Annotated in this window: 18 protein-coding genes; all 18 read left to right on the forward strand. The window is 68.4% G+C overall.

The window, feature by feature from the left end; genetic code table 11:
• The first annotated feature begins 126 nt into the window (after nt 1–126).
• The 18 genes from DXZ73_RS15910 to DXZ73_RS15980 all read left to right on the forward strand — a co-directional run bounded on the left by DXZ73_RS15910 (nt 127) and on the right by DXZ73_RS15980 (nt 12,869).
• A complete protein-coding gene (locus tag DXZ73_RS15910) occupies nt 127–999 on the forward strand; it encodes a PhzF family phenazine biosynthesis protein (RefSeq protein WP_116211657.1) in 873 nt (290 codons plus the stop codon).
• 387 nt (nt 1,000–1,386) lie between these two features.
• Entirely contained in the window at nt 1,387–1,959 is a 573-nt protein-coding gene (locus tag DXZ73_RS15915) for a hypothetical protein (protein WP_116211658.1), read from the forward strand.
• 126 nt (nt 1,960–2,085) lie between these two features.
• On the forward strand, nt 2,086–2,433 hold the full coding sequence (locus tag DXZ73_RS15920; protein ID WP_116211659.1) for a hypothetical protein: 348 nt from the start codon (nt 2,086–2,088) through the stop codon (nt 2,431–2,433).
• A 38-nt stretch (nt 2,434–2,471) separates the two neighbouring features.
• Complete coding sequence (locus DXZ73_RS15925) at nt 2,472–3,605, forward strand: AAA family ATPase (protein ID WP_116211660.1); 1,134 nt, start codon at nt 2,472–2,474, stop codon at nt 3,603–3,605.
• 66 nt (nt 3,606–3,671) lie between these two features.
• Entirely contained in the window at nt 3,672–4,823 is a 1,152-nt protein-coding gene (locus DXZ73_RS15930; RefSeq protein ID WP_116211661.1) for a hypothetical protein, read from the forward strand.
• An 80-nt stretch (nt 4,824–4,903) separates the two neighbouring features.
• On the forward strand, nt 4,904–5,782 hold the full coding sequence (locus DXZ73_RS15935) for a hypothetical protein (RefSeq protein ID WP_116211662.1): 879 nt from the start codon (nt 4,904–4,906) through the stop codon (nt 5,780–5,782).
• A gap of 196 nt (nt 5,783–5,978) precedes the next feature.
• Nucleotides 5,979–6,641, forward strand: coding sequence for a hypothetical protein (locus DXZ73_RS15940; protein WP_116211663.1), 663 nt, complete (start codon nt 5,979–5,981; stop codon nt 6,639–6,641).
• Nucleotides 6,638–7,153, forward strand: coding sequence for a hypothetical protein (locus DXZ73_RS15945; RefSeq protein ID WP_116211664.1), 516 nt, complete (start codon nt 6,638–6,640; stop codon nt 7,151–7,153). The genes DXZ73_RS15940 and DXZ73_RS15945 overlap by 4 nt, the downstream gene beginning before the upstream one ends.
• 26 nt (nt 7,154–7,179) lie before the next feature.
• Complete coding sequence (locus tag DXZ73_RS38155; RefSeq protein ID WP_162890212.1) at nt 7,180–7,635, forward strand: hypothetical protein; 456 nt, start codon at nt 7,180–7,182, stop codon at nt 7,633–7,635.
• Between the two features lie 127 nt (nt 7,636–7,762).
• A complete protein-coding gene (locus DXZ73_RS38160) occupies nt 7,763–8,122 on the forward strand; it encodes a hypothetical protein (protein WP_162890213.1) in 360 nt (119 codons plus the stop codon).
• The gene (locus DXZ73_RS15950; protein ID WP_116211665.1) at nt 8,103–8,453 is read left to right on the forward strand and encodes a hypothetical protein; all 351 of its coding nucleotides are present in this window, start codon (nt 8,103–8,105) and stop codon (nt 8,451–8,453) included. The genes DXZ73_RS38160 and DXZ73_RS15950 overlap by 20 nt, the downstream gene beginning before the upstream one ends.
• 54 nt (nt 8,454–8,507) lie before the next feature.
• The gene (locus tag DXZ73_RS15955; RefSeq protein ID WP_162890214.1) at nt 8,508–8,858 is read left to right on the forward strand and encodes a hypothetical protein; all 351 of its coding nucleotides are present in this window, start codon (nt 8,508–8,510) and stop codon (nt 8,856–8,858) included.
• Nucleotides 8,859–8,945: 87 nt separating this feature from the next.
• Nucleotides 8,946–9,575: a hypothetical protein gene (locus tag DXZ73_RS15960; protein ID WP_116211667.1), complete on the forward strand. Its 630-nt coding sequence runs from the start codon at nt 8,946–8,948 to the stop codon at nt 9,573–9,575.
• A gap of 196 nt (nt 9,576–9,771) precedes the next feature.
• Nucleotides 9,772–10,086: a hypothetical protein gene (locus DXZ73_RS15965; RefSeq protein ID WP_116211668.1), complete on the forward strand. Its 315-nt coding sequence runs from the start codon at nt 9,772–9,774 to the stop codon at nt 10,084–10,086.
• Between the two features lie 116 nt (nt 10,087–10,202).
• Nucleotides 10,203–10,655, forward strand: a complete 453-nt coding sequence (locus DXZ73_RS15970) for a hypothetical protein (RefSeq protein WP_116211669.1) — start codon at nt 10,203–10,205, stop codon at nt 10,653–10,655.
• Between the two features lie 56 nt (nt 10,656–10,711).
• Nucleotides 10,712–11,281, forward strand: coding sequence for a hypothetical protein (locus DXZ73_RS15975; RefSeq protein ID WP_116211670.1), 570 nt, complete (start codon nt 10,712–10,714; stop codon nt 11,279–11,281).
• Nucleotides 11,282–11,289: 8 nt separating this feature from the next.
• On the forward strand, nt 11,290–11,640 hold the full coding sequence (locus DXZ73_RS38165; protein WP_162890215.1) for a hypothetical protein: 351 nt from the start codon (nt 11,290–11,292) through the stop codon (nt 11,638–11,640).
• Entirely contained in the window at nt 11,637–12,869 is a 1,233-nt protein-coding gene (locus DXZ73_RS15980; protein ID WP_162890216.1) for a DNA cytosine methyltransferase, read from the forward strand. Before DXZ73_RS38165 ends, DXZ73_RS15980 begins: the two co-directional genes overlap by 4 nt.
• Nucleotides 12,870–12,887: the final 18 nt, after the last annotated feature.

The raw sequence follows: 12,887 nt of genomic DNA on the forward strand, positions 1-12,887 counted from the left end.
TTTGCGCGCAGCGGATCACGCTTCACCCACTGGTGCCGTGCCACGCAGACCGCACTTTGGCCCACGCCAGCTGCCCGCGGCCTCCGCACCGCCCAGCAGTCACCGCCCCGAACGGACGGAGTGTTTATGCGCTACGACCTCGCCGACGTCTTCACCGACCAGCCCCTTGCGGGCAACCAGCTGGCCGTCGTCGCCGACGACGGCACCCTGCCCAGCGACCAGCTGATGCAGGCCATCGCCTCGGAAATGAACCTCTCCGAAACCACCTTCCTCTCCCCTGCCCGCGAGGGAGGCGACGCCCGCGTACGGCTGTGGTCCACGGTCACCGAGGTCGACTTCGCCGGCCACCCCCTCCTGGGCACGGCCGCCGTCCTGGCCCAGCACCGCGGCGAAGACGAGACCACGCTGCGCATCGAGACCAACGTCGGCACCGTCCCCGTCACCACCCGCCGCCACAGCCCGGCGCGGTTCACCGCGTGGATGGACCAGCCCATACCCCGCATCTCCCCAGTCCCCACCACGCAGGCCGACCAGCTGCTCGGCGTCCTCGGCCTCGCACGCAGCGTGCTGCCCGTCACTCGGTACGACGCTGGCATCCCGCACCTGTACGTGATGGCCGATACCCCGGAGGCGGTACGGGCGATCGTGCCGAGCTTCCCGGCACTCGGCCACGTCGCGGGCCGCAGCCGTATCAATGTCTTCGCCCTCACCGGCACCGCCACGGCCGTCACCCGCATGTTCTCCCCCTACGACCGCGTTCCCGAGGATCCCGCGTGCGGCTCGGCGGCCGGGCCGCTCGCCGCGCACCTCGTGCGTCACCAACTCGTCCCGTCCGGTACCGAGATCATCCTCAGCCAGGGCGAGGCCGTCGGCAGGCCCTCCACCCTGTACGCCGTGGCCGCAGCCGACCATGATGAGATCCATTCGATCAGTGTCGGAGGCGGCGTCTGTCTCATCGGCTCCGGCCAGTTGTGCCTGCCCGGCCCGGCGCAGACGTAGGGGGAGCAATGCCGCACCGCCCGCACGATCCCCGCCGGTACTTGGGCTGAGCCCTGCTCAGCTGCCGGTCGATGCCAGCGTCGCCCGGTCGGCACGGATCAGCGGAGAGCCGGAGTAGCTACAGCAAAGGCCCCCATGCGCGTGGGGGCCTTGACGTACCTCTTGGAAGGTGTTTTCAGCGTAACAGTCGCAAGGCGCTGACCTGCGCCGTGCCCCTGTCCACGGTTGCCCCCGGCGACCTCCCACCCAGGCTGGGCGTTCCCGCTGCCGAGGCATCGAAGCGAAGGACTGCTACGCGCATAGCCATCCGGTGGCGATTTGGCCTAACCGGATCTCTCAGCCGGAGGTCTATATTCTGGTACCTCTTTGAGACGGCTAGGAGTATCGGTGGAGAGGAAGAAGCCCCTGTTGGCGGGGCGGCAGGAGTTCGCGCGGCTGTACGACGTGGCGGAGAACGCGTTGAACGCGAGGTGGGTCCCGCGGGGTCTGCTCTCGTATGACGATGCCGTCGTCGTCTCTGGGAAGTACGTGTTCCCCGGTGGCGTGGCCGTGGGCTTCGCTCTGCCGGAGGGTTCGAACGGCCGGCAGCTGAACAAGGCGGCGCTGGCCGAGCTGGTGGAGGAGCAGGGCGCAACCTGGACGCCGGAGACGAAGGCCGAGCTGCCGGCGTTGATGGGCACGCACGAGTACGCGGAGCTGTACGGCACCGTGCACTCTCGGGTCGCGGGGTACGTGAAGGCGAATTCGCCTTTGGTGGCGAAGCCGGACTACTACGTGTCCGGCTCGCCGCTCTGGTTCGTGGACACGGTTCTCGCGTATGCCCCGACGGCAGCCGCCGCGTCGCGTACGGGGGTGTGGTCGATGCGCGAGGACGTGGCCGAGGCTCTGCGGTCGGGTACGTACGACGGGCCGGGTTCGGCGGTTCTGGCGCGCGGCAGGAACGTGGCGAAGACCGACTGAGGCCCTGTCGGGAGCTGACTTGACCCCACCAATATAGATACTAGAATATTGCTACGAGAAGGGCGGTCGACGGCCGCTCGCCCTCATAGGTAAAAATATGTACCTGTTTCTTGAGGAGGGGAGACGATGATGGACCCGTTGCAGCTTGAGCTGCCCATCACGCCACTGCGCCACCCCGACCCCGTGGGGAGCGAGGTCAGCATCCAGGAGCGATTCGAGGCGTTCCACGAGCTCAACCCGTGGATATGTGACCAGCTGGAGGCCCTGACGGCCGACTGCATCCACCACGGCAGCAGGCGCGTGGGAATCGGGATGCTCTTCGAGGTGCTGCGTTGGCAGTACGGGCGCGCGACAGCGGGACGGGAGCCATGGCGGCTCAACAACGACTTCCGCTCGCGCTACGTACGCCTCCTGCTCGAACGCCACCCGGAATGGGTGGCCGTGTTCGAGACCAGGCGCCTACATCGGCCTTGAAATAGGTACCCGTCTATCGATACCTCTTGGAGAGTGTTGTGAGTCAGACGACCACGCCGAAGCTGCGCACCCGCAAACCAACAGGGATCATCCCCTGGCCGAAGATCCTCCTCGAAGGAGAAGAGAAGGCGGGCAAGTCGTACGTCGCCGCAGCATTCACCGGCTGCGAGAAGACCGGCCAGGCGTATTGGCTGGAGCTCGGCGAGGACACCGCCGACGAGTACGTGAACGTCCCCGGCGCGAACTACGTGATCATCGAGCACGACGGGACCTACCGCGAAATCCTCGGGCAGCTGGAGGCCGTGCACGCCGAGGCCAAGCGGGCCGCTGCCGCCGAGGAGCCGCCGGTCGTGCTGGTCATCGACTCCGTGTCGCTGCTGTGGCGGATGCTCGTGAACTGGACGCAGGAACGCGGACGCCGCAGCAAGTCGGGGCAGAATGCGCTGCGCGCCGACCCGGACGCCGAGGTCAAGCCCGGCATGCTCCTGTGGAACGACGCGGGCGAGCGATGGAACCGGGTCATGTACCTGGTGCGCACCATGCCCGCGATCGTGCTGTTGCTGGCCCGCGGCAAGGAAGTGAACGCTGTGGACGGCAACGGTGACCCCATCCCGAAGACGAAGACCTGGCGCGTCGAGGGTCACAAGCACCTCGCATTCGACGCGACCGTGTGGGTGCGGATGCTGCGCGGCGACAACCGCGCCCACGTCATCGGCGCCCGGTCGTTGCACTTCCAGCTTCCGCGCGAGGGCAAGTCGCTGCCCATGGCGAACTTCTCCATCGAGCACCTGGTGTTCGACCGGCTGGGCTGCACCCCTCACACGCAGCCCCGCCAGGCACCCGAGCTGGCCGGCGACCTCACCCAGCCGTGGCTCCGGAAGGTCGAGGAGACCGCCGAGAAGGGCGGCGTCGAGGGCCTGAAGAAGCTGTGGCCGAAGGTCGGGGCCGCAAAGAACCTGTCCCGGGACGAGATCAACGTGATCCGCTCGGCGATCGAGCGCGCGGCGGCCGAACTGCAGAACCCGCCCAAGATGGGCGACCCCATCGTGGACCCGTCGAGCGAGGCGGCCAAGCTCCGGGCCGCTGCGGCCGCGCGGCAGGAGCAGGAGCAGGAGCAGGCGAGCGAATCGGACCCGTTCGACGACGACCCGAACTGGATGTCCGGCACCTGACCCACTGCACCTTCGCCGGGCCCGTCTGCGCGGGCGGGCCCGGCGGTACCTCTTGGAGCTCTTTCCGTGACCGCAACAACTCTTACCCCGGGCGCCCCCGGATCGATCTGGACTGCCGCCACGGCCGTCGACGAGCGGCGGCCCCGCTCGCGCCAGACCCAGCTGGGCGCCTCCGACACCGTGTGCCAGCGCCGTGCCGGCTACGTCGTCCACCAGGTGCCGCGCACCGATACCCCCGACACCCGGGCCGCGATCCTCGGCACCTACATCCACGCCGGGCTGCTGGAGTCCGCGCGCACCGAGTTCGGCTGGCTGGTCGAGCGCGCGGTGCGCGACGGCCAGATCCGCGGCCACATCGACGTCGTGCAGCTCGACGAGGCGACCGCCGCCCGGCTGCCGAAGCGGCACCGGCCCGTGGAACCTGCCCAGGTCTTGACCGTCGAGGACGTGAAGACGAAGTCGATGCGCGTGTGGGACCGGGTGCTGCGCTACGGGCCGACGGACGCCGAGATGCGCCAAGTCCTGCTGTACGCGGATCTGCTGAGGACTGTGGGGTTCGCCGACATCGCCGGGCAGAGGTACCTGCACCGCATCGGCCCCATCGACGTGAAGCGCATCCGGTTTCGGTTCATATGCCGGGACACCGGCGAAGAGCACGTCGACGAGATCGACTTCGACCCGTGGCTGGCGGACGAGGCCCGCTGGTGGGTGGACCGGGTCATGGAGGCCGACTCCCCGGAAGAGCTCACCCGTGACCACGACGGGCCGGGGCTGGAGACGAAGACGCTGTGCGACTACTGCCCGTGGGTCTCGAAGTGCTGGGCCGGGGCCGCCCCCGGCGTGCCCGTGCAGACGATCCTCGTGCACGACGACAAGGACCGCGAAACCGCCCTTGAGGAGTACGTGAACGCCCGGGAGCGGGCCAGTGCGGCAAAGAAGCGGCAGGGGGTACTGCGCGCGATGCTCGCCGCCTCACAGGAGGGCGTGTACGGGGCGAACATGCTCGCCTGGAAGGGCGGCAACGCGGTCGAGGAGACCGACGTCCAGGCGCTCATCGACAAGTTCGAGAACGCCGACTTGCCGGTGCCCATGGTCCCGAACGTGGACGCGATGGTGCAGACGGCTCGGCTGGCCGGAGTCGCCGTTCCGCTGCGCAATGCCGCGGGCCAGAAGACCCCGCGCACCATCAGCGTCACGCGCGCACCCAAGGTCGCCTGACGCCCCCAACTTCTCGACCCCGCATAGACCATGCGGGGTCATCTCCCTGTTCCGCGCACTGCCCTTGGAGACACACCCCCGTGACCATTCTGCGCCGCCAGCTTTCCTCTGGCTTCGCTGTCCTGCCGACCGCGACGCTGGAGGACTCCCGCTTGTCCTTCCGGGCGCGGGGGATCTTGGCCTTCCTCATCGCTAAGCCGGACGACTGGGAGGCCCGCACCGACGCCATCGCCCGCGCGGGGAAGGAAGGTCGGGATGCCGTCCGGAAGGCCGTCCAGGAGCTGAAGGTCACCGGCTACTACCGGGTGGTGGACGACCGGCGGGGAGATGGCACATTGCGCTGTTACACCGAGGTTTTCGATACGGCTCAGGAATGGGTGGCCGAGGAGTACCGCGAGAAGGAGACTCGTCGGCTCGCCCGCAAGGCGGCCCGTCAGATAGAAGAGGAAAAGGAGAACGAGGTCACCGAAGACGGAATATCAGGCGTCGGTGAACCAGGCGTCGGCGAACCGGTCGTCGGTGGATCAGGCGTGATTACTAAGACCCAGACCAAGATCCCCCCTACCCCCGCTGCTGACGCAGCAGGGGAGCCCGCTTCCGCCGATCCCGAGCCGAAGCCGTCGAACGGTGAGGGGGGCGAACCGCCTGCCGATGCTGGCGTCTCTGCTGCTGAAGTCGGCACGTGCCGCACGCATCGGGATAGCCCAGGCCGGTCCTGTCGTGCATGCGGGACGAGCCCGCGGGCGCGGGCCTGGCAGGACAAGCAGGCGGAGAAGGAGCGGCGCAGGGCCCGGGAGCAGGAGGCGGATGCGCGGCTCCTGGCCGAGGTGCAACGCGACGGGGCCATGTCGGAGAGCACGCGGGAGACGTGGGTGCGCATGAGGGCGCTGGTGAAACAGCAGCGGCTGGAAGTACCTAGGGGCGGCAACGGCAAAGCACCTTCGCCGCCCCGGCAGTAAATATGTACACGTCTTACCTGGCTCGATTTGCCCAACCTCACACAAGAGACTAAAATATTGCCACAGGGGGAGGGGGTGCCCCCTCCAAAGCCACACCTCTGCACACCCGGAGTGCCACCACCCTTGCGGGATACGCCTCCGGCAAGCACCGCCTCAACTTGACTTAAATATGTAACTGTCTATAAAAGAGGTTGATGTGACACTGAATGCCGCTGATGCTGTTGCCGCGATCCGCGCCGAGTACGGGCCGGACGAACACCAGGCCGTCGAGGTCTACGGAGACGTGATCGACGCCCTCGAGGAGGCCGGGTTCCCCGCCTACGTCGAGACGCGCGGTGGCCTCGCGGTCTGCGCGTTCACGCCGGACGGCTCGCTCCTGACGGTCGCGAGTGAGGATGCCCTGCCGTGGGACCGCGACAAGCTGGCCGGGTGGCACCTCGCCCACACGGCGGAAGACGAGCCGGGGACACCGTGGCGCTGCATCGTGCACGACGGCGCGGCAGCCGGCCACGACACCGGAGCCGGAGAGGGGTTCGAGGCGGTGGTCGCCGCCGCCGTCACCCATCTCAAGACCTGTCCCCGCCGGTCGGCAGAACCAGGGGTTCGCCTCCGCGAGCTCGCGGGCAGCAACGGGGCGTCGGCGCTCCTCGCCGAGAGCCGCCCGAAGCTCCCGTCCGGCGCTCCGGACCCGGCATCGACCCTCGCGCACGGCGTGCGCTGCACGGGCTGCAGCAGCCTCCAGGTCGCCCTCACGGCCCGCGGGTGGGCCAACTGCCGCACGTGCGGCCTGGGCCAGGAGGCCGGGGCCACGGTGCTCTGCCGCGACTGGTGCGAAGAGTGCGAGGCGGCGGCACTGTGAGGGACGACGACTTCATGATGGCGGTGCGCGGCCTCTTTGACGACCCTGCCGCCCTGCTCGATGCACTTGACCGCGAAGGCGTGAAGGCGCTCGCGAGCTGGGGCGCGGAGCTGTTCGCTCAGCACGACGGCCTGTTGTCCTTCCGGAGGCTGGCCGACGAGCCGGACGCGGGGGCCGCCGCCCGGTGGACACCGACCCCGGGCGGCTTCAGGTACGAGGTCAGCGCCGCCCCGCGGCCGCGCACCCTCGAAGTGTCATGGGGCGAGGTATCCGTCTACCTGGCCGACCGTGCGACACCTGTGCGCTACGCGCGACTTTGCGCGACCGCCACGGCCGTGCGGGAGCACAGCCGCGCGTACGTTCCGTCGTTCGCGCCGTTCCGCACACCGGAGGTGTGGTCGGAGGTCTTCTGCCGCCCGTGGTCCAGGAGGGTCAGCGAACTTCAGCTCGCCGCCGCATGCGCCCGCGACGCGATCGTCCCCGCCGCCATCCCGCATCCCTCGCTCTTTTAACCGCCTGAACTGAGAAAGCCAGCATCGTGATCACCTCGACCGCATCCGCCTTGTGGACCGACAACGCCCCGTGTGCCGGTATCGCCGACTATGTGCCTGACGAATCCCTTTTGCGAGGCTCGAAGGAAAAGCTTCTGGACTCCTGCGCACCGCTGATGCAGAAGTGCGCGGACGCCTGCCCCTACGTGAAGGAATGCTTCGAGCGCGTGCGGCCGAGGGAGAATTTTGATGGCGTGTGCGCAGGGCGCTTGTGGATCAACGGCAGACTGGTCGCGAAAGCCGATTCGGCCCCTGATGTGCCCAAGCTTCCGTCGCTGGCCGGAGTTTGCGGAGAGGTGACGGGTCGCCGCCGGCATGAGGAATTGAGCGAGCCGCTGTGCGGAAAGTGCCGGGACTCACAGATGCGCGCGAGTTCGCGGCAGGCGGGGCGCGCGAACATCCGAAAGCGGCCTGAGCGCGCGGATCAACTCGCCGCCGCCTGACTCTTAACGACCACCTGACCTGCTGGAACGCTTTGACCCCCCACCCAAAAGGTACTAAAATATTGCCATGAGGGGTGGGGTGCCAGCTCATACCGCCACCCAAAATCACAGCACCACGGAGGCATCAATGGACGAGCAGATCACCAAACAGTCGACCAGTTTCCTTCACTGGCTCCGGGATGGCGGCTTTTTTGCGGTGAACCAGTTCCCCGCCGGAACCCCGTGCGAGCACATTGCCGACTGGCGACGGAAAGTCGCCGCAAACGGGGGAGCAACTACGGAGGTACACGAACTCAATCCCATGACCCTCCAGACCCTGGAGAAGCATAAGGCCGCCTTCCGTCAGCGAATGAAGGACGCAAGAGCAGCAAAAGAGCTGAACACCCCGCAGGGGGCGGCAAAGTACACCATCCCCGCCCCCAGTGACGGCAGCGCACCTCCCACCGAAAGCGCAAAGGAGATCCCCCATGATCTGCAAAATGACTGAAGGCGACATCTCTTGGATGGCAATGGCGTATGAAATCCCCGAGCGCATCGCCGAACATGCAATCCTCATGCACGGCGAGGTCGAGCAGATCATCTGGCGCGCATACGCCGTCCGCCACGGCAAGGACGGGAACGACGTACAGGCAATGGAGATGTGGCAACGCCACCTCGGCCCCCAGGATTTCCGGGACTTGGAAGAAATCGCCGTCGACATGGCGGCCAAGCTGTGCCTGGAGGGCTGCCGCCGCCCCGGCCACGGACAGCACAAGCGCCGCCAACCGCGCCGCCCCCGCGTGCTGACCACCGGCCGCCAGCGCGTCACCATCCACTAACCACCGCGCCCGTGGTCCGCCCCATCGGGGCGGGCCGGGAAGCCGCCTCTCAGCATGAGGACCCCCGTGCCCACCCGCCACCTGTCAATCCCGGAGGTAACCGACATCGTCGACGACCTCGACCTCACCCCGCAGCAGATCCGGCAGACCGCCGCCTCTGTCCTGCACATCGTCCACCGCGCGTGGCGCCACCGCCCCCACGCCCAGCAGAACCGGTCCTTCGAGGAGTTCATCGACAGGGTCCCGAGGTGCCACTGGCTGCTGATGTTCGAGGCGTGCGCCCTCGGGCACCTCGGCCGCCGCCGCGAAGCCCGCGTCCTGGCGCAGGCCGCACGGATCCTCGAAGCCGACCGCGATGCCGGCGGCCGTCCTGACGAAAGCCTTTCCCTTGCCGCGGCGGCCTGACCCTGCGGGCACCCCGAGAACACCGCGCGGCCCGCCACCTTCGGGCGCCACACGAACAACATTCACTCCAACACACAGGGAGGACCCATGGGTTCACCGAAGTACCCCCTCGGCAGTCGCGTCTACTTGCAGCAGGCCAACGGCCAGCCCGTTGCCGACGGCGACGGCATACCCGCGCGGTTCCGGATTAACGCGATCGACAGAGTGCCGCGCAGCGGCATCTGGTACCGCCTGGCCAGCAAGAACCGGACGTTGCAGAAGGTGTTCGGCGGCTGGTACACATCCGACCGTCTCTCCCCGGCTACACCGGCGAGGTCCGCGAGCCCGAAGCTCGCCACGCAGGCGCCGCTGCGCGTCCGCCGCAGGGCTGGCCTGCTTGTCTCGGTGGATGGCGCCGTGGAGGATCTACCCATGCCGCACACCTACGTTGGCCAGCAGCGGCTCTTCTACAAGATCACAGGCACGATGGTCCGCTCCCCTATGCCTGCCGGCGACCGGGCCTTCTGTGTGCCCGGGAGGAATACGGGGCTTCTGTCGTTCAACCCGGTCGCCACGCGAGCGTTGGCCGCACTCGGGGGCAGCCCCACCCACCGGGTCTACGGCGGTGCCATTTTCGTCGGCCTGCTCTGCCGGGGCGACGCCTGGGGCGAGCTTCCAGGTGACATCGCAGCGATCATCCGCGCCCAGGCCGCGGGTCAGCAGGGGTGTCTCCGCTGACGAGGGCCGCGCCTCCGTGCGGTCGGCGCGGGCAGGGAGCCGCGGTTCGGCGCGCCTACAGTCGGCGGTCCGCGTCACTTCGGGATTGACCGAAACACCCTTCTGACCTGCGATGACGGAGTTGACGCCCCCCTGAAAGGTACTAGAATATTGTTATGAGTTGAGGGAAAGCCCTCACCGAAGAAAGGACCTCCTGATGAATCGCGACCAGGATCTCAACCGCCGCCGCTGGAAGATCAGTTACAGCTACGACTGCACCTGTGACCCGCGCTGTTGGTACGAAAAGGACGGCCGTCACTCGCAGACGACGTTCCTCAACAACGGCGAGCAGGCGCAGGGCGCGGAAGCCGCAGCCGAGATCACGGCGCGCGCCTTCAAGCACGTCAACATCGCGGACGCCAAGGTCTGGCAGGAGTCGCCCGAAGAGCGCGACACCCGCATGAAGTCGATGCGGAAGGCCGAGGCCGACGAACGGCGCGGCATCCACTGGAACATGGGCGGCGCGAACTAGCCGCCCCCTCCGGGGCCCGGCCCGGTCCGGTCACCGCCGGGCCGGGCCCCGCCCCACGCCGCCCCGGCCCGGCCACGGCCCCCTCCCTTATCCCTTTCACCGAACGGAGCTTCACCATGCCCTCGTACAAGCCGCTCGACCGCGTCAGCGCCCTGTACAGGTCGACTACCCACGGCACAGCCCTGGCTCTGGGCCAGCGCGTCGAGAAGGTCGAACCGCACGAGCGCCACGGCCAGCGCGTGTGGGTCTCGATGCCCGACGACGCCGCCGAGCCCCTGGCCGACTACTACGCCGACTCCGACCGCATCGAGCACATGGAGGCCGACCCGATCGGCCAGCAGTCCGCCGGCCACCTCTACATCAACCTCGTGTGGTTCTTGAAGGTCGCCGCGAACGACTCCACGAGCCCGCGCCTCGTCAACGGCCAGCGCGTCGAGGTCCCGTACACGAGCCGGGAACGAGCCGACGCCGCTGCCCGCGCCGCCCTCTACATCAGCGCGCTGCGCCACGCCAACCCGCGCCTCTTCTCCCGCTGGGAGGCCAGCGAAATCGAAACCGCGCGCCCCTGAAGCATCCTCTCGCCCCGCCGTCTCGGCGGCGGGGCGCCACCGGAAGGCCCCACCTCGTGTTCGACTCCATCCACTCCGTGCTCGACTCCCACTGGCGCGTCACCCTCCAGTACGGCAACCGCATCTGGACGTACTCGTTCCCCCTGTCCCTCGTGACCTTCCGCTGGTCCGACGCTGAACTGCGGGCACGCATGCTGCTCAGCAGCAGCACGCCGGAGCTCTCCTCGCTGCCCCGGGAAGCGGTGCGCTGCCTGAGCGTCCGGTACGAGAGGGACGTGTACTGCCGCGAGCGGGCCACCGCCTGGGTCGCGCTCAACGAATGCGGCGCCATACGCGACCAGTACACCCGGCATCTCCTGGACCTCGGGGACACACCGCGCGACGACGCCTGGCGCAGCGAGCTCCGAGACGTCCACCAGTCCTACCGCGCCCGCGTCATCGGCCACGGCCGCACCCGCGAAGAGATCCTCACAGACCTTGACGGCTCCCCGGTCGGCCTGGACCTGCGCCTCTACACGTCCGACGGCGTCGTCTGCTGGAACGACGTGTTCGCCGACATCGCGAAGGCGGCGATGAGCGAGTGGCGGTTCACGCCGTACGGCGTGCTGTGGATCGATAACGGCTGACCGGAACGATGCGCACCTCCCCTCACCCCGACGAGCGGCCGGAGGACTCCCCGGCCGCCCCCGACGCACCGTTCGGATACGGGCGCTCCGAGTACTCCGGGCCCATCGTGCACATCCTCGCCGAGGACTGGCGGCACTCCCGGTGGCCCGGCAAACCCGACTCCCTATGGACCGAACACCGCGAGCCCGAGCACGTCATGTCCGCATGGGCCCTGTGCGGGCGCGCCGTGCAGTGGAAGGCCGAGCCGCCCTCGGCCTCTCGCCTGATGTGCCGCATCTGCCTCATGCCCGCCGACCAGCGCGCCCTGCAGCACACCCGCCTCCGCCCCGTTCTTGTTTCAGACGAAAGCCTCCGATGACCACCGCGACAGACACTCTGATCCCTTCCAACCACCTGTTCAGCGGCGGATGCGGCGACATGGTCGGCTTCGCCAACGCGGGCTTCGGGCCTCGGTTCGCCGCCAACCACGCCCCGCCAGCCATCGCGACGGCAAAGGCGAACTTCCCCGGTATCCGGACCCGCCTGGAGAACATCAACGGTCTGGACATGCGGCGCCTGCCTCGCGCCCGAGTGCTCGTGGGCTCGCCGATATGTACCGAAAGTAGTCCCAGTGGCGGGCGTGCGACCCCGAAGTCCCAGTTGTCCTTGGACGATGCCGTCGACGACAGTGAGACTGACGAGGACCCGGAGGAGGACGAGAAGTCGACGCCCGCAGCCTGGTCCCGTACCCGGGCCACAGCCTGGGACCTCCTGCGCGCCGCCGAGGTCGCAATGGTCGCCGGCCACCCATACGACGTGATCGCTGGCGAGAACGTACCAGGCTTCCGTACCCGATGGCTGCTGTTCGACGCTTGGGTTAGGGGGTTCGGCGACCTCACGTACATGCCGTTCCTCGCCTCCGCCGACGCCGCACACCTGGACGCCGGAGACCTCGGCCAGGCCCCGCAGCACCGCAACCGCCTGCTGTTCGCCTTCGTCCGCAAGGGCCTCCCGGCCCCGGACCTTCGCCCCCGCCCGCTGTCCACCTGCTCGCACTGCGGCCCCGTGCGCGGCGTCCAGCGGTGGGAGACGCAAAGTCGACGCCGCGTCGGTACCTATGGCACCTCGTACATCTACGTGTGCCCGAACCGACGTTGCGGGCACCGTGAGGTCAAGCCGGTCCTCCGCCCGATCCGGGACAGCATCGACTGGAGCCTTCCGGCCCGCAGGATCAGCGCGGGCAAGCCTGGCAAAACGTTCCGCCCGTACGCCCCGGAGACCGTCCGCAAGGTCGACCTCGGCCGGGCCCGTTTCGGCGGCGAGCCGTTCATCGCGATCCTGCGCAACCACTGCGTCGCCCAGTCCCTGGATCAGCCGATCGGCACTGTCACGGCCGCGGGCACCCACCACATGCTGGTGATCCCCGGGGACTCGCTCGGCGACTGCCGGGTGCGCATGCTCAGCGTGCGGGAGCGGGCCCGCGCCCAGACCTTCCCGGACAGCCACTACCTCCAGGGCAACGCGACCGAACAGACCCGCCTCGTCGGGAACGCCGTGCCCCCGGCCGTCGGCAGCTGGCTCGCCCAGCGGATCGCCGCAGTCCTGTAACCCCGCCGGCCAGAAGAC

Origin of the sequence: Streptoverticillium olivoreticuli subsp. olivoreticuli (genome assembly GCF_003391135.1) — a bacterium.
In the GTDB taxonomy this organism is placed as follows: domain Bacteria; phylum Actinomycetota; class Actinomycetes; order Streptomycetales; family Streptomycetaceae; genus Streptomyces; species Streptomyces blastmyceticus.

What these genes read in the sequence shown, in the direction of transcription:
- DXZ73_RS15920 (WP_116211659.1), top strand. Translation starts at nt 2,086, where the DNA reads ATGATGGACCCGTTGCAGCTTGAGCTGCCCATCACGCCACTGCGCCAC.
- DXZ73_RS15955 (WP_162890214.1), top strand. Translation starts at nt 8,508, where the DNA reads ATGAGGACCCCCGTGCCCACCCGCCACCTGTCAATCCCGGAGGTAACC.
- DXZ73_RS38165 (WP_162890215.1), top strand. Translation starts at nt 11,290, where the DNA reads ATGCGCACCTCCCCTCACCCCGACGAGCGGCCGGAGGACTCCCCGGCC.
- DXZ73_RS38160 (WP_162890213.1), top strand. Translation starts at nt 7,763, where the DNA reads ATGGACGAGCAGATCACCAAACAGTCGACCAGTTTCCTTCACTGGCTC.
- DXZ73_RS15910 (WP_116211657.1), top strand. Translation starts at nt 127, where the DNA reads ATGCGCTACGACCTCGCCGACGTCTTCACCGACCAGCCCCTTGCGGGC.
- DXZ73_RS15980 (WP_162890216.1), top strand. Translation starts at nt 11,637, where the DNA reads ATGACCACCGCGACAGACACTCTGATCCCTTCCAACCACCTGTTCAGC.
- DXZ73_RS15965 (WP_116211668.1), top strand. Translation starts at nt 9,772, where the DNA reads ATGAATCGCGACCAGGATCTCAACCGCCGCCGCTGGAAGATCAGTTAC.
- DXZ73_RS15950 (WP_116211665.1), top strand. Translation starts at nt 8,103, where the DNA reads ATGATCTGCAAAATGACTGAAGGCGACATCTCTTGGATGGCAATGGCG.
- DXZ73_RS15970 (WP_116211669.1), top strand. Translation starts at nt 10,203, where the DNA reads ATGCCCTCGTACAAGCCGCTCGACCGCGTCAGCGCCCTGTACAGGTCG.
- DXZ73_RS15960 (WP_116211667.1), top strand. Translation starts at nt 8,946, where the DNA reads ATGGGTTCACCGAAGTACCCCCTCGGCAGTCGCGTCTACTTGCAGCAG.